The sequence below is a fragment of the Dryocola baronae genome, assembly GCF_051297175.1.
Lineage (GTDB): Bacteria > Pseudomonadota > Gammaproteobacteria > Enterobacterales > Enterobacteriaceae > Dryocola.
The window spans coordinates 716,024-740,565 of sequence record NZ_JBINNY010000001.1; the positions used below are offsets into that span (position 1 = coordinate 716,024).

General features: G+C 55.2%; 17 protein-coding genes and 1 tRNA gene. 9 read left to right on the forward strand and 9 right to left on the reverse strand.

Annotated features, from left to right (window positions below; translation table 11 throughout):
- Positions 1-60: 60 nt before the first annotated feature.
- Positions 61-1,155 (reverse strand): adenosylhomocysteinase, encoded by a 1,095-nt coding sequence (locus ACSPHG_RS03345; RefSeq protein ID WP_435955929.1) that lies wholly within the window; start codon positions 1,153-1,155, stop codon positions 61-63.
- 268 nt (positions 1,156-1,423) lie between these two features.
- On the opposite strand from ACSPHG_RS03345, the gene ACSPHG_RS03350 reads away from it, so the two are divergent.
- The gene (locus ACSPHG_RS03350; RefSeq protein WP_435952125.1) at positions 1,424-2,857 is read left to right on the forward strand and encodes a 6-phospho-beta-glucosidase; all 1,434 of its coding nucleotides are present in this window, start codon (positions 1,424-1,426) and stop codon (positions 2,855-2,857) included.
- A 53-nt stretch (positions 2,858-2,910) separates the two neighbouring features.
- On the opposite strand, the gene ACSPHG_RS03355 is transcribed toward ACSPHG_RS03350, so the two are convergent.
- Positions 2,911-3,693, reverse strand: coding sequence for a CatB-related O-acetyltransferase (locus ACSPHG_RS03355; protein WP_435952126.1), 783 nt, complete (start codon positions 3,691-3,693; stop codon positions 2,911-2,913).
- A gap of 252 nt (positions 3,694-3,945) precedes the next feature.
- On the opposite strand from ACSPHG_RS03355, the gene ACSPHG_RS03360 reads away from it, so the two are divergent.
- Positions 3,946-4,419, forward strand: coding sequence for a VOC family protein (locus ACSPHG_RS03360; RefSeq protein WP_435952127.1), 474 nt, complete (start codon positions 3,946-3,948; stop codon positions 4,417-4,419).
- A gap of 136 nt (positions 4,420-4,555) precedes the next feature.
- Here ACSPHG_RS03360 and ACSPHG_RS03365 read toward each other — a convergent pair.
- Positions 4,556-4,631 (reverse strand) — tRNA-Ile (locus ACSPHG_RS03365).
- Between the two features lie 126 nt (positions 4,632-4,757).
- Here ACSPHG_RS03365 and mug point away from each other — a divergent pair.
- Positions 4,758-5,264: a G/U mismatch-specific DNA glycosylase gene (gene mug, locus ACSPHG_RS03370; protein WP_435952128.1), complete on the forward strand. Its 507-nt coding sequence runs from the start codon at positions 4,758-4,760 to the stop codon at positions 5,262-5,264.
- Between the two features lie 83 nt (positions 5,265-5,347).
- On the opposite strand, the gene rpoD is transcribed toward mug, so the two are convergent.
- The 3 genes from rpoD to rpsU all read right to left on the reverse strand — a co-directional run bounded on the left by rpoD (position 5,348) and on the right by rpsU (position 9,468).
- Complete coding sequence (rpoD, locus tag ACSPHG_RS03375; RefSeq protein ID WP_435952129.1) at positions 5,348-7,186, reverse strand: RNA polymerase sigma factor RpoD; 1,839 nt, start codon at positions 7,184-7,186, stop codon at positions 5,348-5,350.
- Between the two features lie 152 nt (positions 7,187-7,338).
- Complete coding sequence (dnaG, locus tag ACSPHG_RS03380) at positions 7,339-9,084, reverse strand: DNA primase (protein WP_435952130.1); 1,746 nt, start codon at positions 9,082-9,084, stop codon at positions 7,339-7,341.
- Positions 9,085-9,252: 168 nt separating this feature from the next.
- Positions 9,253-9,468, reverse strand: coding sequence for a 30S ribosomal protein S21 (gene rpsU, locus ACSPHG_RS03385; protein WP_001144069.1), 216 nt, complete (start codon positions 9,466-9,468; stop codon positions 9,253-9,255).
- 371 nt (positions 9,469-9,839) lie between these two features.
- Here rpsU and tsaD point away from each other — a divergent pair, with 371 nt between their 5' ends.
- Both tsaD and ACSPHG_RS03395 read left to right on the forward strand, forming a co-directional pair.
- On the forward strand, positions 9,840-10,853 hold the full coding sequence (gene tsaD / locus ACSPHG_RS03390; RefSeq protein ID WP_435952131.1) for a tRNA (adenosine(37)-N6)-threonylcarbamoyltransferase complex transferase subunit TsaD: 1,014 nt from the start codon (positions 9,840-9,842) through the stop codon (positions 10,851-10,853).
- 390 nt (positions 10,854-11,243) lie between these two features.
- Entirely contained in the window at positions 11,244-16,403 is a 5,160-nt protein-coding gene (locus ACSPHG_RS03395) for an autotransporter outer membrane beta-barrel domain-containing protein (RefSeq protein WP_435952132.1), read from the forward strand.
- 16 nt (positions 16,404-16,419) lie between these two features.
- On the opposite strand, the gene plsY is transcribed toward ACSPHG_RS03395, so the two are convergent.
- On the reverse strand, positions 16,420-17,040 hold the full coding sequence (gene plsY, locus ACSPHG_RS03400) for a glycerol-3-phosphate 1-O-acyltransferase PlsY (protein ID WP_435952133.1): 621 nt from the start codon (positions 17,038-17,040) through the stop codon (positions 16,420-16,422).
- Positions 17,041-17,147: 107 nt separating this feature from the next.
- Here plsY and folB point away from each other — a divergent pair, with 107 nt between their 5' ends.
- From folB to ACSPHG_RS03415, 3 genes are all read left to right on the forward strand, one after another.
- Complete coding sequence (folB, locus tag ACSPHG_RS03405) at positions 17,148-17,516, forward strand: bifunctional dihydroneopterin aldolase/7,8-dihydroneopterin epimerase (protein ID WP_435952134.1); 369 nt, start codon at positions 17,148-17,150, stop codon at positions 17,514-17,516.
- Positions 17,517-17,632: 116 nt separating this feature from the next.
- On the forward strand, positions 17,633-18,451 hold the full coding sequence (bacA, locus tag ACSPHG_RS03410; RefSeq protein ID WP_435952135.1) for an undecaprenyl-diphosphate phosphatase: 819 nt from the start codon (positions 17,633-17,635) through the stop codon (positions 18,449-18,451).
- Positions 18,452-18,726: 275 nt separating this feature from the next.
- The gene (locus ACSPHG_RS03415; protein ID WP_435955930.1) at positions 18,727-20,970 is read left to right on the forward strand and encodes a glycosyl hydrolase family 18 protein; all 2,244 of its coding nucleotides are present in this window, start codon (positions 18,727-18,729) and stop codon (positions 20,968-20,970) included.
- Positions 20,971-21,035: 65 nt separating this feature from the next.
- Here the strand turns inward: ACSPHG_RS03415 and ACSPHG_RS03420 are convergent, their stop codons facing one another.
- Both ACSPHG_RS03420 and ACSPHG_RS03425 read right to left on the reverse strand, forming a co-directional pair.
- Positions 21,036-22,280 carry a multifunctional CCA addition/repair protein gene (locus ACSPHG_RS03420; RefSeq protein WP_435952137.1) on the reverse strand — a complete coding sequence of 415 codons (1,245 nt, stop codon included), beginning with the start codon at positions 22,278-22,280 and terminating at the stop codon, positions 21,036-21,038.
- Positions 22,281-22,342: 62 nt separating this feature from the next.
- The gene (locus tag ACSPHG_RS03425; protein ID WP_435952138.1) at positions 22,343-22,966 is read right to left on the reverse strand and encodes a TIGR04211 family SH3 domain-containing protein; all 624 of its coding nucleotides are present in this window, start codon (positions 22,964-22,966) and stop codon (positions 22,343-22,345) included.
- A 264-nt stretch (positions 22,967-23,230) separates the two neighbouring features.
- On the opposite strand from ACSPHG_RS03425, the gene ACSPHG_RS03430 reads away from it, so the two are divergent.
- A complete protein-coding gene (locus ACSPHG_RS03430; protein ID WP_435952139.1) occupies positions 23,231-24,529 on the forward strand; it encodes a CYTH domain-containing protein in 1,299 nt (432 codons plus the stop codon).
- Positions 24,530-24,542: the final 13 nt, after the last annotated feature.

The following is a 24,542-nucleotide window of genomic DNA, read 5'->3' on the forward strand; positions in this document are numbered from 1 at the left end:
ATTTTTGCCCATAAAAAAGCCACTTCCGTGAAGTGGCTTTGTCGATGATATCAAGCTTATTTACAGCGCCTGTTCCCAGACGGATTTTGGCAGCAGGTAGACCGCTTTTTCGGCATTCTGACCTTCAGTGACGATGTGTTTTATCCCGCTTGCCATTACCGCAAGCGTCACGTCAAAGGCGTTCAGGCTGTCGCCGAAGCCTGCGGTCAGGTTCAGCATTGAGCCGTTGGCCATCAGGTAGAGCGTTTTGCCGTTGAGCCGATAGGCGTTGATAAAGGGCATCACCTCTTCCGTCGGGAACTGCTGGAGGTAGCCGCAGTCGATCTCTTCCGCCACGTGGCCGACGTTCAGCACGAAAACGCCGTCTTTTGCTTTATCCAGCACGGCGGCGCTGACGACCTTCTTCGCGCCGGTAGCGGTGGCGACAACGTCTGCGCTGGCAATCGCCTCGTGAATATCAACCACGTGCCAGCCGTCGTACGCGGCCTGCAGGCGACGCGCCGGGTCCAGCTCCGCAACCATCACCTGCCCGCCGTAGGCTTTTGCCGCGGCGGCAACGCCCTGGCCTACAAGGCCGTAGCCAATCACCAGCACTTTCTTTTCGTGCAGCGTCAGGTGTGTGGTCTGGAAGAAGGTTTGCCAGGCGGTCAGCCCGACCATATGACGGTTGTGCAGACCTTCTTTTACCGGCAGATCGTCCCAGTTGAAAATAGGGTAGCCGGGACGCAGATCCGCAAGGCGATTAACGCCGGAACCCGTTGCCTCAAGGCAGGCCACAACGTCGCCAAACTCGCCGCGCTGGTGCAGTAGGGTGGTGATGTCCGCGCCCATTTCGCAAAGGTGCGTCGGGCGCCAGGCGATGGCTTTTTCCCATGAGTTGCGCCAGTCCGCGTCGCTCATATTACGCCACGCGCAGGCTTCGGCTCCCGCCGCGACCAGGTACGCCACGACGTCGTCCTGCACGGTTGTCGGGTTGCAGGTGGTCAAAAAGATGCTGGCGTTCTTTTTCAGCAGGCCTTCCACCAGCGGAATCATTTTGAGATCGAGATGCATGTTGCAGGCCAGACGCACGTGGCTTAAATCTGGAAGCGCCTGAACCTGCTTAAGCGTGCGAACCATATGGCGGCAGGACCAGGCAATCTCTTTGTTAAACATCTCGTTATCGGCGTTCACAGGCTTTCCTTATTGATTGTTTTTTATGGTTTTTAAGCGCAAGGGCAACATTTTTTCGTGTTCGAGGATAACAAAATGGGCGGGGGTTGTTAACTCGCGATGGCGGCGGCGTTTATTGTGAATGTCGATCACACTTTCCGAAAAAATTTGCGTCAAAAAACCAAATCAGGGCGTATCCCGGCATGATGAATCTAATTTCAATCAGCAATATCGGCCGCAGACCGGCGGCCTCTCATTGAGGGAAAGAGATATGTCCGGATTTAAAGAAGGATTTCTGTGGGGCGGCGCGGTGGCGGCGCATCAGCTGGAAGGCGGCTGGAAAGAGGGCGGCAAGGGGATAAGCGTTGCTGACGTGATGACCGCCGGGGCGCACGGCGTGCCGCGTGAGATTACCGACGGCGTACTGCCGGGAAAAAACTACCCCAACCATGAGGCTATCGACTTTTATCACCGCTATAAAGAAGACATCGCGCTGTTCGCCGAGATGGGCTTCAAATGCTTCCGCACTTCCATAGCCTGGACACGTATCTTCCCGCTGGGCGACGAGCAGGAGCCGAACGAGGCGGGCCTGCGGTTCTATGACGACCTGTTTGACGAGTGCCGGAAGCACGGCATTGAGCCGGTCATCACCCTGTCGCACTTTGAGATGCCTTATCACCTGGTGACCGAGTACGGCGGCTGGCGTAACCGCAGGCTTATCGACTTCTTCGTGCGCTTTGCCAAAGTGGTGTTTACCCGCTATCAGCACAAGGTGAAGTACTGGATGACCTTTAACGAGATCAATAACCAGGCTAACTTCCACGAGGATTTCGCGCCGTTTACCAACTCCGGGCTGAAGTATGAGCCGGGCGAAGACCGCGAGCCGGTGATGTTCCAGGCCTCGCACTACGAGCTGGTGGCAAGCGCCCTGGCGGTACGTGCGGCGCGCGAGATCAACCCCGATCTGCAAATTGGCTGCATGATCGCCATGTGCCCGATCTACCCGCTGACCTGTGCGCCAAACGATATGATGATGGCGATGAACGCCATGCACCGCCGCTACTGGTTCACCGACGTGCACGTGCGCGGTAGGTATCCGCAGCATCTGCTGAACTACTTCAAACGCCGTGGCTTTGAGCTGGATATCACCGATGCGGACCTGGCCGCGCTCGAGCAGGGCCGCGTGGACTACATCGGCTTTAGCTACTACATGTCGTTCGCAACCAAAGCGACGGACGATAACCCGCAGCTCGACTACGATGAATCCACGAGCCTTGTCTCTAACCCGTATGTGCAGAAGTCTGACTGGGGCTGGCAGATTGACCCGGTCGGCCTGCGCTATTCGCTGAACTGGTTCTGGGACCACTATCAGCTGCCGCTGTTTATCGTCGAAAATGGCTTCGGCGCAATCGACGTGGCGCAGGCGGACGGCTCGGTGGACGACCAGTACCGCATCGACTATATGGCCAACCACATCGCCGAGATGAAAAAAGCGGTGGTCGAGGACGGCGTGGACCTGATGGGCTATACGCCGTGGGGATGCATCGACCTGGTTTCCGCAGGAACCGGCGAAATGAAAAAGCGCTACGGCCTGATTTACGTCGATAAAGACAACGAAGGGAACGGAACCCTGAAGCGCAGCCGCAAAAAATCCTTCGGCTGGTATAAAAAAGTGATTGCCAGCAACGGGGAAGATTTAGGTTAAGTTGAATTTGATGAGCCACTTGTCGATGAGTGGCTCATTATTACCGTGCAGGTTTATAGCGCAGCTAATCCGCGAGCGATATTGATTTTATTAAAGTCGAATTTCTCAATTTCGTTATTCGCTATTTTGGCTTTCATTGTAGTAATGAACTGCTCGATGTCAGTCGCCGTACTAAAGGGCGGCAGATCGACGAAGTTATAATCCCACCACTTGATGGCTAAAAGCGCGTTAATTTGTTCTTCGCTAAAGCGATACTTTATTATCCTGGCGGGTACGCCGCCTACAATGGCATAGGGAGGTACATGGTTAGTCACCACCGAATTGGCGGCAATAATGGCTCCGTCGCCAATCATAATCCCACCTTTGATTACCGCATTGCCACCAATCCACACGTCGTTGCCGATTGTCGGCGGGGGCAGGGTATTGTCGTACTCCAGCAGGCCCAGCTCGCGGCCAAACTCGGCTCTGGCTATTTCCTGGAACGCTTTGTTATAGGTTACGGGGCTGGTGGTGAAACGGGTAACCGGGTGCTGCGAACCCATCAAGGTTACGCCCGCCGCGATGCTACAGTAGCGACCGATTCTGACATTATTGGCAAGCCTGCTACAGGAATAAGAGAACGCGCCAGAAGTACAAAAGCTTGCGTGCGGCATACAGGAATAAAGTTCGGCAAATACATCGCTTTTAAAAGTGATTTTAGTGCCTTTTTTTAACAGCAATAAATTCCGCTTTTTATAAACGGCTTTCTTTCTACCCGGAAACTCCAGGTAAACTTTGTTATCCCTTAAATATTCTTCATGTGCTCTCTTCCATCTGAAGCTTACTGGATAATCCATTAATATTTACCTGCTGCTGAAATGAGTCGATGGTGCCGAAATTTGCGCGTAAGTATAGCGTAAGAAATCACAATTCCGAATATCGATCGGCCGCCGCTGCCTGCTCGCTTGCATAAACTTTCCTGACTTAAGCGATACAGGCCACAGAACGTGGCTCTTCCCGCTGCTCGCCCCTGATCCGGTTCATACTTATCGTTGGCAAAACACATCGGGCGCAATGCCCGGCAATCATGACAACAGGCAGGCTAAGCTATGGCTAAAAACACTATCTGTATTTGGTACGATCGCGATGCGGAAGAGGCCGCTCGTTTCTACGCCGCGACCTTTCCGGACAGCAGCGTGGGGGCCGTTATTCCTGCGCCCGGCGATTATCCGGACGGCAAGGCTGGCGACACTATCGTTGTTGAATTTACCGTCGTGGGCGTAGCCTGTATCGGCCTCAACGGCGGGCCGCATTTCAAACACAGCGAAGCCTTTTCGTTTCAGATAGCCACCGACGACCAGCAGGAAACGGACCGCTACTGGAACGCCATCGTCGACAACGGCGGCCAGGAAAGCGAATGCGGCTGGTGCAAAGATAAATGGGGCGTCAGCTGGCAAATTACCCCGCGCGTGCTGACCGACGCCCTCGCCACGGGCGGCGATACCGCCACGCGCGCGTTCGGTGCGATGATGTCGATGAAGAAAATTGACGTTGCCGCTATCGAAGCGGCGATACGGGGTTGATTGGGGAGGGCCAAGTGGTGGATGGCGCTTATCCACCCTACGAGGTTGTAGCCAATTGTTCGCCACTCAAAAATGACGCAATAAAAAAGCCACTTCGTTAGAAGTGGCTTAATCATATGATTTTAAAGCTAAAATTTGGTGGCCCCTGCTGGACTTGAACCAGCGACCAAGCGATTATGAGTCGCCTGCTCTAACCACTGAGCTAAGGGGCCGTGGCGCAGGATTATAATGGAACTTCGGGCTGCAATCCAGCATATACGTTATATGTGCTGGTTTTATAAACAACGCCTAATCAATCTCTTATACTTACTTTAAGATTTATAACGACGGGAAATGTCATGATTAGCGATATCCTTCAACCTGGGCTGCGCGTGGTGTTTTGCGGCATCAATCCCGGCAAGTCTTCGGCGCATACCGGCTTCCATTTTGCGCATCCCGGCAATCGATTCTGGAAGACGATTCATCTTGCCGGTTTTACCGAACGCCTGCTTAAGCCGGAAGAAGAGCGACATCTGCTTGATACTCGCTGTGGGATCACCATGCTTGTTGAGCGCCCTACGGTTCAGGCCAGCGAGGTGGGACTGCACGAGCTGCGTGCCGGCGGGCGCGAGCTGGTGACGAAGATGCAGGACTATCAGCCGATGACGCTTGCCGTGCTGGGCAAGCAGGCTTTTGAGCAGGCGTTTAGCCAGCGCGGTGCGAAGTGGGGGAGGCAGAACATCACCATTGGCGATACCGAGGTGTGGATTTTACCGAACCCTAGCGGGTTGAATCGTGCGACGCTGGATAAGCTTGTCGAGTCTTATCGGGAGCTTGAGGAGTCTTTAACGGCGCGGGGGCGGTAGTAGCGAGATAAACGGGTGAAATTCCCTCACCCCGGCCCTCTCCCCAGGAAAGGGAGAAAGACGGGATGAGGGGAGTGGACGAATTAATCGTCCAGGAAGCTACGCAGCACTTCAGAGCGGCTTGGGTGGCGCAGTTTGCGCAGAGCCTTCGCTTCGATCTGACGGATACGTTCGCGGGTAACGTCGAACTGTTTACCCACTTCTTCCAGCGTGTGGTCGGTATTCATATCGATACCGAAACGCATACGCAGGACTTTCGCTTCACGAGCGGTCAGGCCTGCCAGCACGTCGTGCGTGGCAGAGCGCAGGCTTTCAGAAGTTGCAGAATCCAGCGGCAGCTCGAGGGTGGTATCCTCGATGAAATCACCCAGATGCGAATCTTCATCGTCGCCGATTGGCGTTTCCATGGAGATTGGCTCTTTTGCTATTTTCAGCACTTTACGGATTTTGTCTTCCGGCATCAGCATGCGTTCAGCCAGCTCTTCCGGCGTAGGTTCGCGGCCCATCTCTTGCAGCATCTGGCGCGAAATACGGTTGAGCTTGTTGATTGTCTCAATCATATGCACCGGAATACGGATGGTACGCGCCTGGTCGGCGATGGAGCGGGTGATAGCCTGACGGATCCACCAGGTCGCATAAGTTGAGAACTTATAACCACGGCGATATTCAAACTTATCAACGGCTTTCATCAGGCCGATGTTACCTTCCTGAATCAGGTCGAGGAACTGCAGACCACGGTTGGTGTATTTCTTGGCGATAGAAATAACCAGACGTAAGTTCGCTTCCACCATCTCTTTCTTCGCACGGCGGGCTTTCGCTTCACCGATAGACATGCGACGGTTGATGTCCTTAACCTGCTCGATGGTCAGGCCGGTTTCTTCTTCAATCTGCTGCAGTTTTTGCAGGCTGCGGTGCACGTCGTCAGACACGTCACGCAGTTTTTCAGACCACGGCTTGTTCATGGCGATGGCAGCGTTGAACCAGGTTTCGCTGGTTTCGTTGCCGGTGAACAGCGTGATGAAGTTTTTCTTCGGCATTTTGCACTGTTCAACACACAGCTTCATGATGATACGTTCTTGCGTACGAACGCGGTCCATCATGACGCGCATGCTGTTTACCAGGTAGTCGAACTGCTTCGGCACCAGGCGGAACTGTTTGAAGACTTCGGACAGCTGAAGGATCTCGGCGGCGGCGTCTGCATGAGCGCGGCCCTTCGCTTTGATGGTGTCGCGCGTTCTTTCGTACTGGGTACGCAGTTCGCTGAATTTCTCGCGCGCTAACTCCGGATCGATGCTGTTGTCATCTTCGGCGTCGTCGTCGTCATCGTCCTCTTCGTCATCATCACTGTTTTCTTCGCTGGTAAGCTCAGAACCAATGTGTGTGGCGGTCGGGGCCAAATCTTCTTCTGCATTAGGATCAACGAAACCGGTGATCAGATCGGTCAGGCGAACTTCTTCGGCTTCGACGCGATCGTACTGTTCCAGCAGATAAGTGATCGCTTCCGGATATTCGGCAACGGAGCACTGAACCTGGTTGATACCGTCTTCGATACGCTTCGCAATATCGATTTCACCCTCACGGGTTAACAGCTCAACGGTACCCATTTCACGCATGTACATGCGAACCGGGTCGGTGGTGCGCCCGATTTCGGATTCTACGCTGGACAGCACCTGTGCGGCTGCTTCTTCCGCATCTTCATCGGTGTTGTTTGAGTTTTCAGCAAGCAACAGGTCATCGGCGTCAGGTGCTTCTTCCATCACCTGAATGCCCATGTCATTGATCATTTGGATGATGTCTTCGATCTGATCGGAGTCGACGATATCTTCCGGCAGATGGTCATTGACCTCAGCATAGGTCAGATAGCCTTGCTCCTTACCACGTTGGACAAGAAGTTTCAGCTGTGACTGCGGGTTTTGCTCCATAAGACGGTATCCACACTTCAGTATTAGGGTTGTGTCGGTAGGCGTTGCCGCCAACAATAACGTAACGAGGGCTGTTTATTTTTATGCCGCAGCCCGTCCGTGCGGCGTTCGGGTTTGACCCGATCAATGTTCGGCAGTTAAGCCGCGAGTATTTACTTTTTCGCGCGTGATTCTGTTATCACGCGGACTTCCTCACGCTCCGCAGGCGTTAAGCCCGTCGTTCTGGAGCGTGCCATTAATTCTTCAAACCTCAGCTCGAGCACGGAGTCAAACATATGCTCCAGCGCGTCGGTGAACGTTTTTTCCGCAATGTCCTTATCTGCTATATCGTCCCAGGCCGACAGTTTTTCAAGGGTAGCGGCTTCATTTGTGCCGCGATAGTGCTCTAAAAGCTGTCCTGTGCTCAGGCCTGGCTGGGCCAGACAGGTATTTACCAAATCGATAAATAGCTTCAGCCCCGGCAGCTTCGCCTCTTCCAAACCGTTTAACGGTGGAACAGAGGGAGCCAGCTCTGGATTTTGTACCAGCAGTCCTATCAGTATACGCATGGTTGTGCGTTTTAGCTGTGGAGCCGGGCGCGGCGTACCGCTTTCCGCGAGCTTTGGCATCAGCTTTTCAAGCTGGCTGTCGTCCAGAATGCCGAGTTTGTTGCCCAGCTCCTGACGCAGATAAATGCGCAAAGTTTCACCAGGTACCTGACTAATCAGGGGTAATGCCAGCGTGCTAAGGCGCGCGCGACCATCCGGTGAACTCAAATCGACCTGTGGCATCAGGCTATTAAAAAGAAACGTCGAAAGCGGTTGAGCATGTTCCATTCGCGCTTCAAAGGCTTCTTTTCCTTCTTTACGTACCAGCGTGTCCGGGTCTTCACCGTCCGGCAGGAACATAAAGCGTAGCTGACGGCCGTCCGTCATATACGGTAGTGCCGTTTCCAGCGCTCGCCATGCGGCGTCGCGTCCGGCGCGATCCCCGTCATAACAACACACGACGTTATCGGTTACCCGGAACAGCAGCTGGATATGGTCGGCGGTGGTTGAGGTGCCCAGTGACGCAACGGCGTAAGAAATGCCATATTGCGCGAGGGCCACCACGTCCATATAACCTTCGACCACCAACAGGCGCGCCGGTTCCGGCTGGCTCTGCTGGGCTTCATACAGGCCGTAAAGCTGGCGGCCTTTATGGAAAATATCGGTTTCCGGGGAGTTCAGGTACTTCGGCAGGGCATCGCCCAGCACGCGGCCACCAAAACCAATTACCCGGCCTCGCTTATCGCGGATGGGGAACATCACCCTTTCGCGGAAGCGATCGTAACTGCGACCCTGATCGTTGGTCACCAGCATGCCTGCATCCGTCAGTGCCTGACGATTCTCGGCATTACCGCCAAAACGCTTTAACGCGTTATCCCAGCCGGGAGGGGCAAAACCGATAGCAAAATGCTTGATGACTTCTGCGCTTAACCCACGCTGTGCCAGATACTGGCGGGCAGGTTCCGCATTGTGTTGCGCCAGGGATTGCTGATAAAAGGCGTTAAGGCCGTCCATCAACTGATAAAGACTCTGCCGCTGATGGCGCTCGATCTGGCTTGGCCCGTTACCCGCTTCGTACGGCACTTCAAGGTTGTGCATGGCCGCCAGTTCTTCAACGCTTTCGACAAACTCAAGCTTGTCGTAGTTCATTAAAAAATCCAGCGCGTTGCCGTGCGCTCCGCATCCGAAGCAGTGGTAAAACTGTTTATCACCGTTTACGGTGAAAGAAGGGGTTTTTTCGTTATGGAACGGACAGCACGCATGGTAGTTCTTGCCTTGCTTCTTGAGCTTCACCCGGGCATCGATCAGATCGATGATGTCGGTGCGTGCCAGCAAGTCATTGATGAAAACACGTGGGATTCGTCCAGCCATAGGCCCCGTTTGACCCCGTAAGTTGGTCTGCCGTTGACTTTGTAAGCTCACGCCAGAAACCTGAAGGGCAGGTCAGTTCATAAACGAAAATAAGCCGCGCATTCCTTTCGGAAGCACGGCCTTTACAACTACAACTTGTCTGTTCCGAAGGGATGACCCTTCAGGGAATTAGTACAGACGAGTGCGGCGTGCGTTTTCGCGAGCCAGTTTCTTCGCGTGACGTTTCACAGCAGAAGCTTTAGCGCGTTTACGTTCGGTAGTCGGTTTTTCATAGAACTCACGACGACGAACTTCCGCCAGAACACCTGCTTTTTCACAAGAACGCTTGAAGCGACGCAGTGCTACGTCGAATGGCTCGTTTTCACGTACTTTAATTACCGGCATTAACTCTCACCTTTGATAAATTCGGTTTGCCGCTGACTGATGCGCCAGCTATTTCAAAATGGTGCGGAATTTTACTGCAACTGCTGCTGCTTTGTAAAGCACCGGACAACCAGAAACCTGGCTTTTAAGGCCGGAATCTTCCAGGGGTGCGGATTATACACCACTCGAGGTTAAGATGTGAGCAAAGTTTTACAGCCGTATCCTTCGAGCTATAGCTGCGTTGGCTACACTCCCTCACCCCAGTCACTTACTGTAGTAAGCTCCTGGGGATTCACTCCCTTGCCGCGTTGCTCTGTCTCGAATGCTCCAGGCTATACAAGTGATGCCGGGGAGCATAAACTTCGCCGCAAGACTGTGAGGTAGAGAAAGCCATGCGCGTATTGGGTATAGAGACATCCTGTGATGAAACCGGCATCGCCATTTATGACGATGAAAAGGGGCTATTAGCCAACCAACTGTATAGTCAGGTGAAATTACACGCTGACTACGGCGGCGTCGTGCCGGAGCTGGCCTCCCGCGACCACGTTCGTAAAACCGTGCCGTTGATTCAGGCTGCGCTCAAAGAGGCGGGATTGACCGCTGACGACATCGACGGTGTGGCCTATACCGCAGGCCCAGGCCTGGTCGGCGCGCTGTTGGTTGGTGCGACGGTTGGCCGCGCGCTGGCGTTTGCCTGGGATGTTCCTGCCGTACCCGTCCACCATATGGAAGGCCATTTATTAGCGCCGATGCTGGAAGATAACCCTCCAGAATTTCCGTTCGTTGCGCTGCTGGTTTCCGGCGGGCATACGCAGCTGATAAGCGTCACCGGCATCGGTCAGTATGAGCTGCTTGGCGAGTCGATTGATGACGCAGCGGGCGAAGCCTTTGATAAAACGGCCAAGCTGCTTGGCCTGGACTATCCCGGCGGGCCGATGCTGTCGAAAATGGCGGCACAGGGTACCGAAGGGCGCTTTGTCTTCCCACGCCCGATGACCGATCGTCCCGGTCTGGATTTCAGTTTCTCCGGTCTTAAAACCTTTGCCGCCAACACCATTCGCGGCAACGAAGCGGACGACCAGACCCGCGCCGATATCGCCCGCGCCTTCGAAGATGCGGTTGTCGATACGCTGGCAATTAAGTGCAAACGCGCGCTGGATCAGACAGGTTTCAAACGCCTGGTGATGGCCGGTGGCGTCAGCGCTAACCGCACGCTGCGGGCACGTATGGAAGAGCTGATGGCCAAACGTCGCGGCGAAGTGTTCTACGCTCGCCCGGAATTTTGCACCGACAACGGCGCGATGATTGCCTACGCGGGTATGATTCGCCTCAAGGCCGGAACGGCGGGTGAGTTGAGCGTAACGGTTCGGCCACGCTGGCCGCTTGCGGAGCTGCCTGCGGCATAAATTTTCAACATGCGTGCCAACAAGCTTCCCGGCACGCATAATTTCCCTTCCTCCCTCTCCAGAATATATTTTTAACATTTCATTTATCTTCTTCTTATAATCATTAACATCGACACGCTCGCGCGCATTGTCTGCCCGTGAGAATTTTATGGATTCGATGTTAAACGGCCCCGGCTGACGATCCGCTCCTGACACGAAATGTGTGGCTTTATAAAGGTGAGCCCATTGGGTAGACATCTCGCGACATCCCCGAGAAAACTGATTGCCTGCTTGCTTCCTTCTTTGTTAATGATGGGGATAGCGCCGCCTGCTTTTGCAGCAATAGTCCTTCCTTCTTCTACGCAAACGGTCTCACTGCAGTCGCTGTCCTCTAACGAAACCTCTTTTATATTGCCGGGGTCTTCGCTCATCACCACCGCTCAGGGCGACGGTTTGGTTGGCGATGGCGCGTCCCGCTGGCAGCTGCTGCTGCAAGGGGTTGTTAATGCCGCGGGCGATGGCATCAGCTTCACGTCGTCTGGAACGCAGATCGCCACCCGGGCCGGCTCGTCGGTGACGGGGCTGGTCGGTATTAACCTCGCGTCAAATAACAATACGCTGCTTAACAACGGGACGATCGTCGGAACGGGCGGCACCGCTATCTCACTTAACGGTGCCGATAACACGCTGCGGCTTGGTTCAGGCTCGGTCATTAAAGGCGATATTCTGAGCGCCGGAAGCGGCAATATTTTGCTGCTGTCGGGCGTGGGCGAAGCCAATGCCAATATCGGCGGTGCCACAGGGTTTGATGCCATCGACGTTGGCGGACGCTGGGTTCTGGGCGGCGATGTATTACTCAGCTCGGTTTCGGGGTCTGCCTTAACCGTTGAAAAGGGCGGAATACTGATACTGCCAGGCTCCCTCTACAGCTATAACAATCACACCTCCGGCGTGAATATTGAGCCGGGCGGGTCGCTTCAGGTGGGGGCGGGTGGAACGACGGGCGACGTAAAAATACCCGTGTTGAATAACGGCGTTCTGGTGTTCTATCGCTCCGATACAAAATTTAATCTGAATACGGCGGTATCTGGTGACGGCGTGTTGATATTCAGAGGCACGGGCGTTAGCGGCGAGTCCTCCTATATCCTCAGCTCTAACAGCAATTCGTTTACCGGCAGCGTGGTTATTGAAAACGGCGCGCGCCTGCAGGTTAAAAGCTCAGACCCGGCGCCCAGAGCGAAAATTGTTGTCCAGAACGGCGGCACGCTGTGGCTGGGCAGTTCGGCTAACTTCACCACGCCTTTACTGCTTGAAGGGGACGGATGGCCGGAGGGCGGCGGGCCGTATGGTGCCCTGCGGTTGGATAGCGACGCTATTCAAGCCGGAGCCATTACGCTCACGGGCAATGCGCGCATCGGTGCGGTCTATTCTGACTATATCGGCACGATTAGCGGCGCAATCGGCGACGATGGCAACGGTTATCAGCTTGTAAAAACCGGCGGCGGCCTGATCATTCTTTCCGGGGACAACACCTGGACCGGCGGCATGCTGCTCAACGAAGGGCGGGTATCGGTATCCGCAGACGATAATCTTGGGGCACAAAGCGGCGTATTGACGTTTAACGGCGGCACCCTTGAAATGACGCAAGACTTCCTCAGCAGGCGGGCGATCGTCGTGGATGCAGGCGGGGGCGCAACAAGCTCAACCGGAACGAACACGTTTGCCGGGGGAACCAGCGGCAGCGGCAGCCTGACGCTGAACGCCGGGAAGCTGGTACTTGCGGGTAACGATACGCGCACGGGCAGCACCACAATAAACGGCGGAGCCACATTACAAATCGGGTCTGACGCGGTAAACGGGGCGAATCAGGGAACGTTAAGCGGCAATGTTAACAACGCCGGATCGCTGATTTTTAACCGAAGCGGCAGCTCGACCTACGCCGGAGTGCTGAGCGGCCGCGGCTCGTTAAGCAAACAAAACGACGGCGTCGTGACGTTAAGCGGCGCGGGTTCTTCCCAGGGCAACGTTTCGGTGAACGGCGGCACGCTGGCGTTTTCTCCCGCCGGTGCCTTCAATTCTACCGGCAATTTCACCACCGCCAGCGGCGCTAAAACGTCCGTGGCGGCGGGTTCAACCTTAAATATCACGGGCCAGCTGTTGCAGCAGGGGGCCGCGATATTTGAATCCTCCCTGAACGCGGCCCAACCTGCCGCAACGGCGACAACTATCGGGCTTAGCGGCGCGCTGGCGTTAACGGGCGCGCCGGGTTCAGCCAGCAGCATAATCGGTAAAACGCTCAACGTCCTGCACAGCACCACTTCTTCCGGAATCACCGGGGATTTCACCTCGATAGGCTTCAGCAACCCGGCTGATTACCTTGTTATTACGGGCGGCAAGGCCAACAACAATCAGGATTACAACCTTGATTTTGGCCTGCGCTGGCTCGCCGGTCCGGCCGAGGGCAACGGTACCTTTACCCTGATTAACCCCGCAGATACCTTCGATGTGGACGTGGCGCTGGCAAACCAGTCCGGCCCGTTCGCCAGCGGCTGGGACGGGCAGAGCCTGACTAAAGGCGGCAGCGGGACGTTGCTTCTTTCCGCAAAGAATACCTACACCGGTAGGACGCTGGTGAACGGCGGCACCCTGCAAACCAACACCGCAGATGCCCTTGCCGATTCGTCCAGCGTGACCGTCGCGAGTGGAGCCACGCTTGCGCTGAATAATTTCGATCAGCGTCTGAATAATCTCTCCGGTGCGGGAACCCTCGCCCTCGGCAGCGCCACGCTTACGGCAAACGGCCAGGCGGATACGAACTTTTCCGGTTCGATAACCGGCAGCGGCAAGCTGGTGAAAGAGGGGGCCGCGGCTTTGACCCTTTCCGGGAACAGCAGCTTTAGCGGCGGCATCAGCATCAATGCGGGCACGCTTGTTGCCACAGCCGGCGCGGCGCTTGGCGTTGGGGATATCTTCAACGGCGCGATCCTGACGCTGGATTTCGCTACCGTCAGCCGGGTGCAGAACCTGATTTCCGGCAGCGGCGTACTAAATAAAGCGGGCGCGGGCATCGCCACGCTGCAAAAAAATGGATCTTCGGCCGGAGAGGTAAACGTAAATCAGGGCGCGCTAAACCTTGCGCACAACGTTTCATTTACCAGTTCGGGCGACGTGAATACCGCCGCCGGGGCATTTATCGGCGTGGGCGACAGCGGCGCGCTAAACGTCGCTAACCGCTTCGATTTGCAGGGCGGGCTTGCGGTGGTGCCGGGGCAGACGCAGCCGATCGTCACGGCAGATAATGCTCTGCTCGGCGCGGGTTCCTCGCTGAATATCGCCGGGATCAATTTTCGCCAGCAGGGCACGGCGCAGCAGTTTGCCGGGCAGACTTTCCTGGTGATGAGCACCGCCGCGCCGGGAGGCATCGACGGGGATTTCTCGGCGCTGCGCATCGGCGGTGCGACTTCCCCGGTGGATTATGCAGAAGTAGAAGGATTTAAAGACGCGTTAAGCCAAAACTACAGCGCGGCGGTTCGTTTGACCTGGTATGCGGCGCACTCCAGCACGCCGGAAAAGGCCAACGGCGTGTTCACGCTGGCGACGCCGCAGGAAAGCTTCTACCTGAGCGCACCTCTGCTCGACCAGGCCGCTAATCCGGCCACCGGCTGGGATGGCAAAACCCTTACCAAAGCCGGGGAAGGCACGCTGACCCTCGCGAAGCACAACCTGTTCACCGGCCCGACGCTGATTAACGGCGGGACGCTACAAGCCGGAATTGACAACGCGCTGACGCAAAGCAGCGAGGTGCGTATCGCTTCAGGGGCAACGCTTGCGCTGGACGGTTTCGATCAGGCAATCAACAACCTTTCCGGGGGCGGCAACGTCGAGCTTGGCAGCGCCACGCTCAGGGTGAATAACGATCGGGATACCGCGCTTTCGGGCGCTGTTTCCGGCTCCGGGGATGTCATTAAGGTGGGGCCGGGCACGCTGCAGCTTCTAGCCGATCAGTCATACACCGGCACCACCACCCTCAGCGGCGGTACGCTAGCGATAGGTAGCCAGACGGCGGCCGCAACGCTTGCAAGCTCGCAGGTCAACATCGCCAGCGGGACGGTATTCGGCGGCTACGGCGGCGTTGCGGGAAACGTTGATAACCAGGGGACGCTCGCCGTTGCCGACGCCCTTCCTCCATTTGCGTCGGGCCCGGCGGGTAACTTCACCGTTGGCGGGAATCTGACCAACGCCGGAAATATCGTCATGGCAAGCCCGGCGCCCGCAAGCGTGCTGACGGTCAACGGCAACTACATCGGCAACAACGGGCTATTAACCCTGAGCACCGTTTTAGGCGGCGACGGCTCGGCGACGGACAGGCTGGTGATTCTGGGCGACAGCAGCGGCAGCACACGGGTGAAAATCAATAATGCCGGGGGCAGCGGCGCGCTCACAAACCGGGGGATCGAGATCATCAGCGTAGCCGGGCAGTCCAGCGGCCGGTTTACCCTGGACGGACGCGTGGTGGCCGGAGCTTACGATTACTTCCTCCAGCAGGGGATGCCGGGCGACGCTAACGGCAACTGGTATCTGCGCAGCCAGCAGCCCGCCCCGCCGACGCCTGAACCAACGCCTGCGCCGCAGGTTGTGCGGCCCGAAGCGGGCAGCTATCTGGCGAACCTCGCGGCGGCTAACACGCTTTTCACCCAAAGCCTTTCCGATCGCGCTGGCAGAGCGGAAGATTCCACGCTTTGGCTCAGGCAGTTCGGCTCCCGCACGGGCTTTTATGACGGCAGCGGGCAGCTTAAAACCCGCGTCAACAGCTATATGGTGCAGGGCGGCGGCGAGCTTGCGCAGGGGCAGTTTGCCGATGACGATCGCCTCGGCGTTGGCGTAATGTTTGGCTATGCCAACGCGCAAAGCCACACGGACGCCAACCGCAGCGGCTACAGCTCAAAAGGGAAGCTGGACGGCTACAGCGCCGGGCTGTACGGCACCTGGTATCAGGACGGGAAAAATCAGCAGGGGGCGTATGTCGACACCTGGCTGCAGTACAGCTGGTTCAAGGCGCAGGTGAACGGCGAGCAAATCGCTCAGCAGAATTATGACATCAACGGCTTTAGCGGCTCGGTTGAAAGCGGCTATCGCATGGGGCTGTCCCAAAGTGAGAGCGGCGGCGTTTATCTGACGCCCCAGGCGCAGCTTATCTGGCAGGGCGCGCAGGCTGACGATGTGCGGGAACAAAACGGAACGGAGGTGAGCGCCGACGGCAGGAACAATCTGCAAAGCAGGCTCGGCGTGAAGCTCTCAAGGGACGGCGTTTCGTCCAGGGATAAAACCAGCGGCAGACTGTTTACCACCTACGTTGAGACAAACTGGCTGCACAACACCCGTCCGGTGGGGATTTCGCTGGATGATGAAAGCGTGGGCGTGGCGGGGACGCGCAACGCGGGGGAAATCAAACTGGGTATCGAAGGTAGGCTGAGCGACAGATTAAACCTGTGGGGCAACGTGTCCACCCAGATGGGCGGCAGCGGCTACAGCGCGGTAGCGGGCGTGGTTGGCGGAAGCTATCGCTTCTGAGCCCTGTAGCCGGGGGTTATTTTTTGTCCTGGTCTTTTGACTTTTTGCGCAGTTTCTTCCAGATCTTGGTTTCCTGGCCGCGCCACAAGCGCTGAATATTATCGTGATGGCGCATGAGAATAAGGCAGGAGAGCATGGCGACCGGGAAGGTAAACTGCGGCTTGAACCACCAAACGTAAAACGGCGCTATCAGCGCGCTGATTATCGCCCCTAAGGACGAATAGCCGCTGAGCAATACGCTAAGCAGCCAGGTTCCCGCCATCACGCCGGTTAAATCGAAGCCAATGGGCGCAATGGCACCGAACGCCGTCGCCACGCCTTTACCACCGCGGAATTTAAAGAAGACCGGCCAGATATGCCCCAGACAGGCGGCGATGGCGATAAGCCCGAGCCAGAAAGGGGTTACGCCGAGTGCATACGCCGCCCAGACCGGCAGCATACCTTTTAAAACATCAAAAATGAGTACCGCTACGGCTGCGCCTTTGCCGCCAATACGTAAGACGTTGGTCGCTCCTGGATTGCCGGAACCGTGCTCTCGTGGATCGGGAAGACCCGCGAGTCGGCAGACCAGAATGGCGCTAGAAATCGAGCCGCAAAGATACGCAAGGAGAATCATGCCAGGCGCGATTGCACTCATAACGCTGTTCCATTTTGAAAGTGTCGTTGTATTCTTCGCATCTGTGGATAATACGCATATTTCGCCGGAAGTGGTATCTGGCGTCACCAAAAACCAGGCAGGGCGTGATGGACATTGTATTTATAGAACAACTTACCGTAATCACCACTATCGGTGTTTACGACTGGGAGCAGACCATCGATCAGAAGCTGATCTTCGATATCGAAATGGCGTGGGACAACCGCCCGGCGGGGGCAAGCGACGACGTGAAGGATTGTCTGAGCTACGCGGACGTCAGCGAAGCGGTTATCAGCCACGTTTCCGGCGGGCGCTTTGCGCTAGTCGAACGCGTGGCGGAGGAAGTGGCCCAGCTGCTGCTATCCCGCTTTAACTCACCGTGGGTTCGCCTTAAGGTGAGCAAGCCTGGTGCGGTTGCTCAGGCGGCTAACGTTGGCGTGGTTATTGAACGTGGCAGTAATCTGAATTCAAAGAAATAAGTTCATAATTGCTAAACCAAACGAGTCTACTCTGGTCATAGCCAGTAACCTTTTGCGGCAGTCGCATCGTGCGCGCCGCTTTTTTGTGTCTTTTTTAGGGGTATGAGGGTTTATTAATGAGCGATTTTCACTCGCTGGCGATAGCCGCGATTCTCGGGGTTGTTGAGGGGCTGACGGAGTTTTTACCTGTCTCATCCACCGGTCATATGATCATTGTCGGTCACCTGCTGGGATTTGAAGGCGACACCGCCAAGACGTTTGAAGTGGTGATCCAACTGGGTTCGATCCTTGCTGTTGTCGTGATGTTCTGGCGCCGTCTATTTGGCCTGATTGGCATTCACTTTGGCCGCACGCCTCACGAAGGCACCGGCAAAGGCCGCCTGTCGCTGATCCATATTCTTCTGGGCATGGTGCCTGCCGTGGTGCTGGGCCTGATCTTCCACGACGCCATCAAGTCGCTGTTCAATCCGATAAACGTCATGTACGCGCTGGTGGTCGGCGGCGTGCTGCTGATTGCCGCCGAGCTGCTGAAGCCGAAAGAGCCGCGCGCCGTTGGGGTGGACGATATGACCTATCGCCAGGCGTTTATCATCGGCTGCTTCCAGTGCCTGGCGCTGTGGCCGGGCTTCTCCCGCTCCGGTGCGACCATTTCCGGCGGCATGCTGATGGGCGTAAGCCGCTATGCCGCGTCCGAATTCTCGTTTCTGCTGGCGGTGCCGATGATGATGGGCGCAACGGTGCTGGACGTCTATAAAAGCATCGGCTTCCTGACCATGGCAGACGCGCCGATGTTTGCCGTGGGCTTCCTCACCGCGTTTGTGGTCGCGCTGATTGCCATCAAAACCTTCCTGCAAATCATCAAACGTATGTCGTTCATTCCGTTTGCTATCTACCGCTTCTTTGTGGCCGCAGCGGTTTATTTCGTCTTTATGTAAGCTCTCCGCCCTCAGCCTTGCGGCTGGGGGCTCACCCCCGTCTGCGTCATCTACAATATCGATTATCCATCTTTACGCGAGTAAATAACTATATTCACCACGAATGATTCCTGAATAAATTAATATTTAATTTATAGGTCACTGGGGGTAAATAATTTAAATATTCAATTAATATATTTAACTTAATTAATTTTAACGTGAGTGATATAAGTCCTCAGCCGATCGCTGAATCAATAAGCGTTACGGGAAATATTATGGATGATATTGGAGGTTTTATGCGTATAAATAATTTAAGCGTGGCAATTCTATTGTCAATCGCCGGCTCGCCTTTAGCTGCGTGTGCCGCATCAGTCACAGCAAACGATCAAACTAACAGCTTCTCCGGCCTTGATAGCTCGATGATGATTTCTAAAGATGGCGGCCATAGCTGGGTTGCCTATGCCAACACTACACAGAACAATTTCCCCGGTAGCGTATTGGCCATGGTGGCCCAAAAACAAGAGCTGGCAATTATTTCTGCTGATTATGATCCAAATAGAACATATCGAGGCGGTGAAACAGTCCGCTTCCTGGGATATTATTGGACGGCGCAATGGTGGGTCGATCAGGGGATAAGTCCTTCTACCGATCCGGTGTGGAAAAAAGGCGATAAAATTGATTATCAAACCTATGCCACTTTCCAGTTCACGCCTTTTACGGGTAAAGACGCCACGGATTTACAACAGAAAGAAAAAGCTAAGGTTGCGGCACAGCGTAAAGTGATCGGCTATTTCCCTGAATGGGGTGTTTATGAAGCCCATAATTATTTCACCCCTGATAAGGTGGACTATTCCGGCTTAACTCATCTCAACTATGGCTTCGCGGTAGTGAAAGATGGCGTTGTCGTCATGCATGACAGCGAAAAAGCGCCAGGCCTGATGCGCGATCTTGATAGCCGCACGGAAGCTGCAAACGTTGCGCATATGGTTTCTATCGGCGGGTGGACGAATTCCGAGGAAGGCGTTTTTGAAGCCGCAACGGCTACGGATGCGGGTATAGTAAAACTGGCTAACAGCATGGTCTCCTATATGCGCCAGTGGAATTTTGATGGCGTTGATGTTGACTGGGAATATCCGGACAGCACAGCCGAGAAAGCTCAGTTTACTAAACTGATTCAGTCACTACGCAGCAAGCTAGACGCTCAGGGTTTGAAGGATGATAAGTATTATCAGCTTTCCGCCGCAGTAACGACCAATCACAAAAACATCCAATATATCAATCCACAGGTAACGGCTTCTTTACTGGATAGCGTCAACGTGATGGCCTACGACATTCACGGCGCATTCGATCCGTTAACCGGGCACAACGCACCGCTTTTCGCGAATACCAAAGACGAAGATCCGAAGTTCAACGTTTCGGCGGCCATGAACGAATACGTTAATACCTGGAAAGTACCGAAAGCGAAACTCATGATGGGTATTCCCTACTATGGTCGCGGCTGGGGGCATGTTCCGGGAACACAAATTATTGCAGGCTTGCCGGGATTATTCGCAACCGGTGCCGCAACGGTTAAAGGTGCCTGGGATGACGTGGGCCAGTTTACCGGTACGAACCCGTGGTACGTATTGAAGCAGAAGCTGGCTAGCGGTGAGTATGTTCGCTACTGGGACTCTGAGTCTCGCGTTCCCTATTTGTATAGCGCAAGCAAGCAAGAGTTCCTGACTTATGATGACCCGCAGTCAATTAAAGAGAAAGTTGACTACATCAACCAGCAGGGCTTCGGTGGCACGATTATCTGGGATCTAAGCGGGGACACGCCGGATCATGAATTAGGCAATATTGTTAAGTCAGTGAAAAGCACGCCGCTTCCAGATCCGGACGTAAAAAGTGAAGAACTGAAAGGGCTAACGGTAAGCCTTTACGATAACCAAACCCGTATTACGGTAAACCTGGATGCGGCGAAACTTAGCGCTGGCAATAATTATCGGGTTGAGATTGACGGTAAATATGTCTTCTCTACCGAAGGCAGCAAACACTACTACAGCTATCGCGAAAACTACGGTAAAGAGGTGTCACTGCGAACAGGCGATGTAAGATATTTACTGACTCCGGGGTCGGTGATTACGGTAAAACGCACGGCACCAGGCTCGGCTATTCTCGCCCAGCTTACCGTAACCCAGGACATGCTTAACGGTAATAATCCCGTTATCAATGATGGCAGCGTGAAATCACTTAAGGTAGCTAAAACCAACAATGTTCCAACCGTTACCGTCACGTTTGACAAGACGATGCTTAAAAGCGCGGATGGTTCTTCTTGGGTTGCCAAAGTCATTGATGATAATAAGAAAAAAGGGAATTATATTTTTAACTGCGACAACGGTAAATGCTATTACTCCACCATGACGGACAAGGGTAGCGTTATCGAAGTCACTTCCGGGGAAGGCGACATCTCCGTGGGTGAAACTGTGGTGGTTGAACGTGTTTCCCCTAACCCAGCCACCGTAGCTAAAATCTTGGTCATGGCAGATATGCTTAAGTAATTCCGTCAAAATAAAATAGCCCTCATTTGAGGGCTATTCTTTTATCAGTAATATCAGAAAAGACACTATTCCGAAGGCGTTGTCAGGCCCTGTGACTTTTTCCATGAATCTACCGCCGCAATACGGCGCTTGGTCAGCTCTTCACGAATTGCCGGGCCGCTAAAACCTGCCTCAATCACCTCTTTATTCGTCACCCGCTGGGCGGCGACCCAGGCATCGCGCAGCATTCTGCCCTGCGGATAGTCGCTGCCTTCAAAGCCCGTGCGCCCGCGCGCGTCTGCCTCGCTGGTAAGCGCGATTTGCTCAACGCGATGCGGCTTGCGCCAGGCGTCGATAGCATCAAAAAGCTTCACCACGGTTTTCGGCTGCAAAATCGGGAAGGTGTGAATGAGATCGTGATACTCCGCCACCAGCTTGGCCAGATCGCGGATCTCGTTTGGCACGCGCATTCTCTGGCAGATATTTTCCACCAGTTTAACGCCCGCCGGGCCGTGCCCGTGATGGCGAGGCCAGAACTCTTTCGGCGTCAGCCCCTTGCCGAGATCGTGGCAAAGCGTGGCAAATCTTACGTCCACTTCCGGGCTGAGCTGGGCGGCGATGGCGAGCGTCATCAGCACGTGAAGGCCGGTGTCGATTTCAGGGTGCCATTTGGCGGGCGCGGGGACGCCGAACAGGGCGTCTATTTCCGGGAACAGCACGGCGAGCGCGCCGCATCTGCGCAGCACGTCGAAATAAACCTGCGGGTTACGGCTGGTTAACGCGTTTTCCGTTTCTTTCCAGACGCGCTCGGGCGTCAGGTGCGCAAGCTCGCCGCCTTCGGCCATGCTTTGCATGAGCGCCAGGGTTTCTGGGGCAATCTGGAAGTTCAGATGGGCGTAGCGTGCGGCAAATCGCGCCACGCGCAGGACGCGCAGCGGGTCTTCATTGAAGGCCGGTGAAACGTGTCGCAGCAATCGCTTTTCGATATCGGCACGCCCGTTGTACGGGTCAATAAACTCGCCGTGTTCGTCCTGGGCAATCGCGTTGATCGTGAGATCGCGGCGCAGCAAATCCTGTTCGAGCGTAACGTCCGGCGCGGCATAACAGGTGAACCCCGTATAACCCTGGCCAGATTTACGCTCGGTGCGTGCCAGCGCGTACTCTTCGCGGGATTTTGGATGCAGGAAAACCGGGAAGTCCTTCCCAACCTGTTGATAGCCCGCGTCCAGCATTTCCTGCGGGGTTGCGCCAACCACGACCCAATCTTTATCTTTGACCGGTAGTTTTAACAACCCATCACGAACTGCGCCACCGACCAGATAAATCTTCACTCCATACACCCCGCATCTGTTAACTCACGCTAATACATAAGTGTAGGATACAGGGTTGAAGATCAATTCATCCAGCGGTCTTTCTTCTTGCGGCTTGGGATCATGTGCGGCAGCAGCAGGCCAAACAGCAGGCCGACGCCCAGCACGCCGCCGCCATACATAAACCATTGCATGATGATGGCGCGCTGCTTGTCATCAAGCTGCACGTTGGCGGCGTTCACCTTTTTCTGTGCGACGATCAGCTGGTTTTTCAACTGCTGATTTTCATCTTTCAGGCCGTTTATCACGCTGTCGCTCTGCGCGACTTTTTGCTGCATTTCTGCCGTGCGCTGATTCCAGGTGGTGTCGATATTGGTGAGCTTGTCCGTCAGGTCTTTAACCTGTTGTTCCAGAACCGGGACGCGGGTGCGCAGGCTTGGATTGGTGCTCAGCTGCGCAAGAGGAATCCAGGAAGTGCGGCCGTTGCTGTCGCGCACCTGTCCATATTTGGTTTCTTCGTTGCTTTGCAGGAGGGTAACTTCTTCGCCAGCGTTAACTGTACCCAGCAGGCGGTAGTTATCACCCGGGCCACTACGAACCCAGGTATTTAATTCGTCGGAAACATAGCGTTTTTCGTCGGCATGAGCCGCAATGGGGGTAATGCTAAGAGAAAGCAAAGTAAGGCAAATTAAGCGTAATTTCTGCATGAGTTCATCATTATTGTCATAAAGTGTGGAACGATAGTAGTGGCATCAGTCTGACGGTGCAATCCGTAAACCTGAATGAGAATCATCCTGGTGTCTATTTAGCCACTTGTTCAGTGTGTTATCGCCATAATGTCCGGTTTGTTGCCTGCCAAATTGCGCGCTGGGCGTGGTAATCTGTGGCAAATTATTATCTACTGACCAGCAACTCGCTATTAAGTTCGCCGGGATATCATCCCGTGTGACACAACCAAAAGTAAAAAGACGATGCCACAAGAAATCGAACTCAAATTTATCGTTAATCCAACCGCGTTGGATGCGCTGCGTAACACCTTAAATTCCCTTGAAAGCGAACATTCAGATCCGCGCCAGCTGCATAATATCTATTACGAAACGGCGGACAATACGCTGCGTAGCCATGATATGGGCCTGCGTATTCGCGGGGTAGATGGCCGCTATGAAATGACGATGAAAATCGCAGGCCGTGCGGTCGGCGGGCTTCACCAGCGCCCCGAGTACAACGTCGAGCTGAGCAAGCCGGAACTGGATCTTGCGCTGCTGCCCGCTGAAATCTGGCCGGAAGGCGTGGACGTTACCGCTTTGCAGGACGCATTAAAGCCGCTGTTCAGCACGGACTTTGCGCGTGAAAAGTGGGTGGTTACTCACCGTGGAAGCAAGGTCGAAATTGCCCTGGATCTCGGCGAAGTAAAGGCCGGGGAATTGAGCGAACCGCTGTGCGAGCTGGAGCTTGAGCTGCTGGAAGGTGAAACCTCTGCGGTTCTGGAGCTAGCCCAGCAGCTGGTCGCCCAACCTGGCCTGCGTCAGGGAAGCCTGAGCAAAGCCGCGCGCGGCTACCATCTGGCGGCGGGCGATGCGCCACGCGAAATCAAACCGCTGACCGTGCTGCGCGTTGCGCCAAAAGCAACGGTCGAGCAGGGCCTGGAAGGCTCGCTGGAAATGGCGCTTGAACACTGGCTTTATCACGAAGAGCTGTGGGTACGCGGCAGCAAACAGGCGAAAAGCGCGGTGGTGAATGCGGTTGGCCTGGTTCGCCACGCTTTAGCGCTGTTTGGCGGAATCGTGCCCCGCAAAGCGAGCGCTCACTTACGTGAACTGCTGATGAGCTACGAAGCGCTGCTGGCGCAAAACTTAAAAGCGGAAGAGCTGGTCTTCAGCCCGGAAAGCAGCCAGGCGAAGCTTGCGCTGACCGAATGGCTGGTGGGCCGCCAGTGGCAGCCGTTTATCGATGAAAAAGGCAGCACCAAGCTCGCCGGTTCCTTTAAGCGCTTTGCGGACACGCATCTTTCGCGCCACGCGGCGGAGCTGCGCAACACCTTCCAGCGCCCGCTGGGCGATACCTATGGCGACCAGCTGCCGCGCCTGGCGCGCGAAACGGACTCCATGCGCCTGTTAGCGGGCGTTTATGACGACGCGGTAACGCTGCCGTGGCTCGACAACTGGCAGGGCCTGCGCCACGCCATTACCACGCGCCAGCAGGTTGAAATCGAACACTATCGTAATGAAGCCATCTCGCAGGCGCCGTTCTGGCTGCACAGCGGGAAATAATCACTTGCCGGGA

What these genes read in the sequence shown, in the direction of transcription:
- bacA (WP_435952135.1), top strand. Translation starts at nt 17,633, where the DNA reads ATGAGCGATTTTCACTCGCTGGCGATAGCCGCGATTCTCGGGGTTGTT.
- mug (WP_435952128.1), top strand. Translation starts at nt 4,758, where the DNA reads ATGATTAGCGATATCCTTCAACCTGGGCTGCGCGTGGTGTTTTGCGGC.
- tsaD (WP_435952131.1), top strand. Translation starts at nt 9,840, where the DNA reads ATGCGCGTATTGGGTATAGAGACATCCTGTGATGAAACCGGCATCGCC.
- ACSPHG_RS03350 (WP_435952125.1), top strand. Translation starts at nt 1,424, where the DNA reads ATGTCCGGATTTAAAGAAGGATTTCTGTGGGGCGGCGCGGTGGCGGCG.
- ACSPHG_RS03425 (WP_435952138.1), bottom strand. Translation starts at nt 22,966, where the DNA reads ATGCAGAAATTACGCTTAATTTGCCTTACTTTGCTTTCTCTTAGCATT.
- plsY (WP_435952133.1), bottom strand. Translation starts at nt 17,040, where the DNA reads ATGAGTGCAATCGCGCCTGGCATGATTCTCCTTGCGTATCTTTGCGGC.
- ACSPHG_RS03355 (WP_435952126.1), bottom strand. Translation starts at nt 3,693, where the DNA reads ATGGATTATCCAGTAAGCTTCAGATGGAAGAGAGCACATGAAGAATAT.
- rpoD (WP_435952129.1), bottom strand. Translation starts at nt 7,186, where the DNA reads ATGGAGCAAAACCCGCAGTCACAGCTGAAACTTCTTGTCCAACGTGGT.
- ACSPHG_RS03360 (WP_435952127.1), top strand. Translation starts at nt 3,946, where the DNA reads ATGGCTAAAAACACTATCTGTATTTGGTACGATCGCGATGCGGAAGAG.
- ACSPHG_RS03430 (WP_435952139.1), top strand. Translation starts at nt 23,231, where the DNA reads ATGCCACAAGAAATCGAACTCAAATTTATCGTTAATCCAACCGCGTTG.
- dnaG (WP_435952130.1), bottom strand. Translation starts at nt 9,084, where the DNA reads ATGGCTGGACGAATCCCACGTGTTTTCATCAATGACTTGCTGGCACGC.
- rpsU (WP_001144069.1), bottom strand. Translation starts at nt 9,468, where the DNA reads ATGCCGGTAATTAAAGTACGTGAAAACGAGCCATTCGACGTAGCACTG.
- ACSPHG_RS03345 (WP_435955929.1), bottom strand. Translation starts at nt 1,155, where the DNA reads ATGTTTAACAAAGAGATTGCCTGGTCCTGCCGCCATATGGTTCGCACG.
- folB (WP_435952134.1), top strand. Translation starts at nt 17,148, where the DNA reads ATGGACATTGTATTTATAGAACAACTTACCGTAATCACCACTATCGGT.
- ACSPHG_RS03415 (WP_435955930.1), top strand. Translation starts at nt 18,727, where the DNA reads ATGCGTATAAATAATTTAAGCGTGGCAATTCTATTGTCAATCGCCGGC.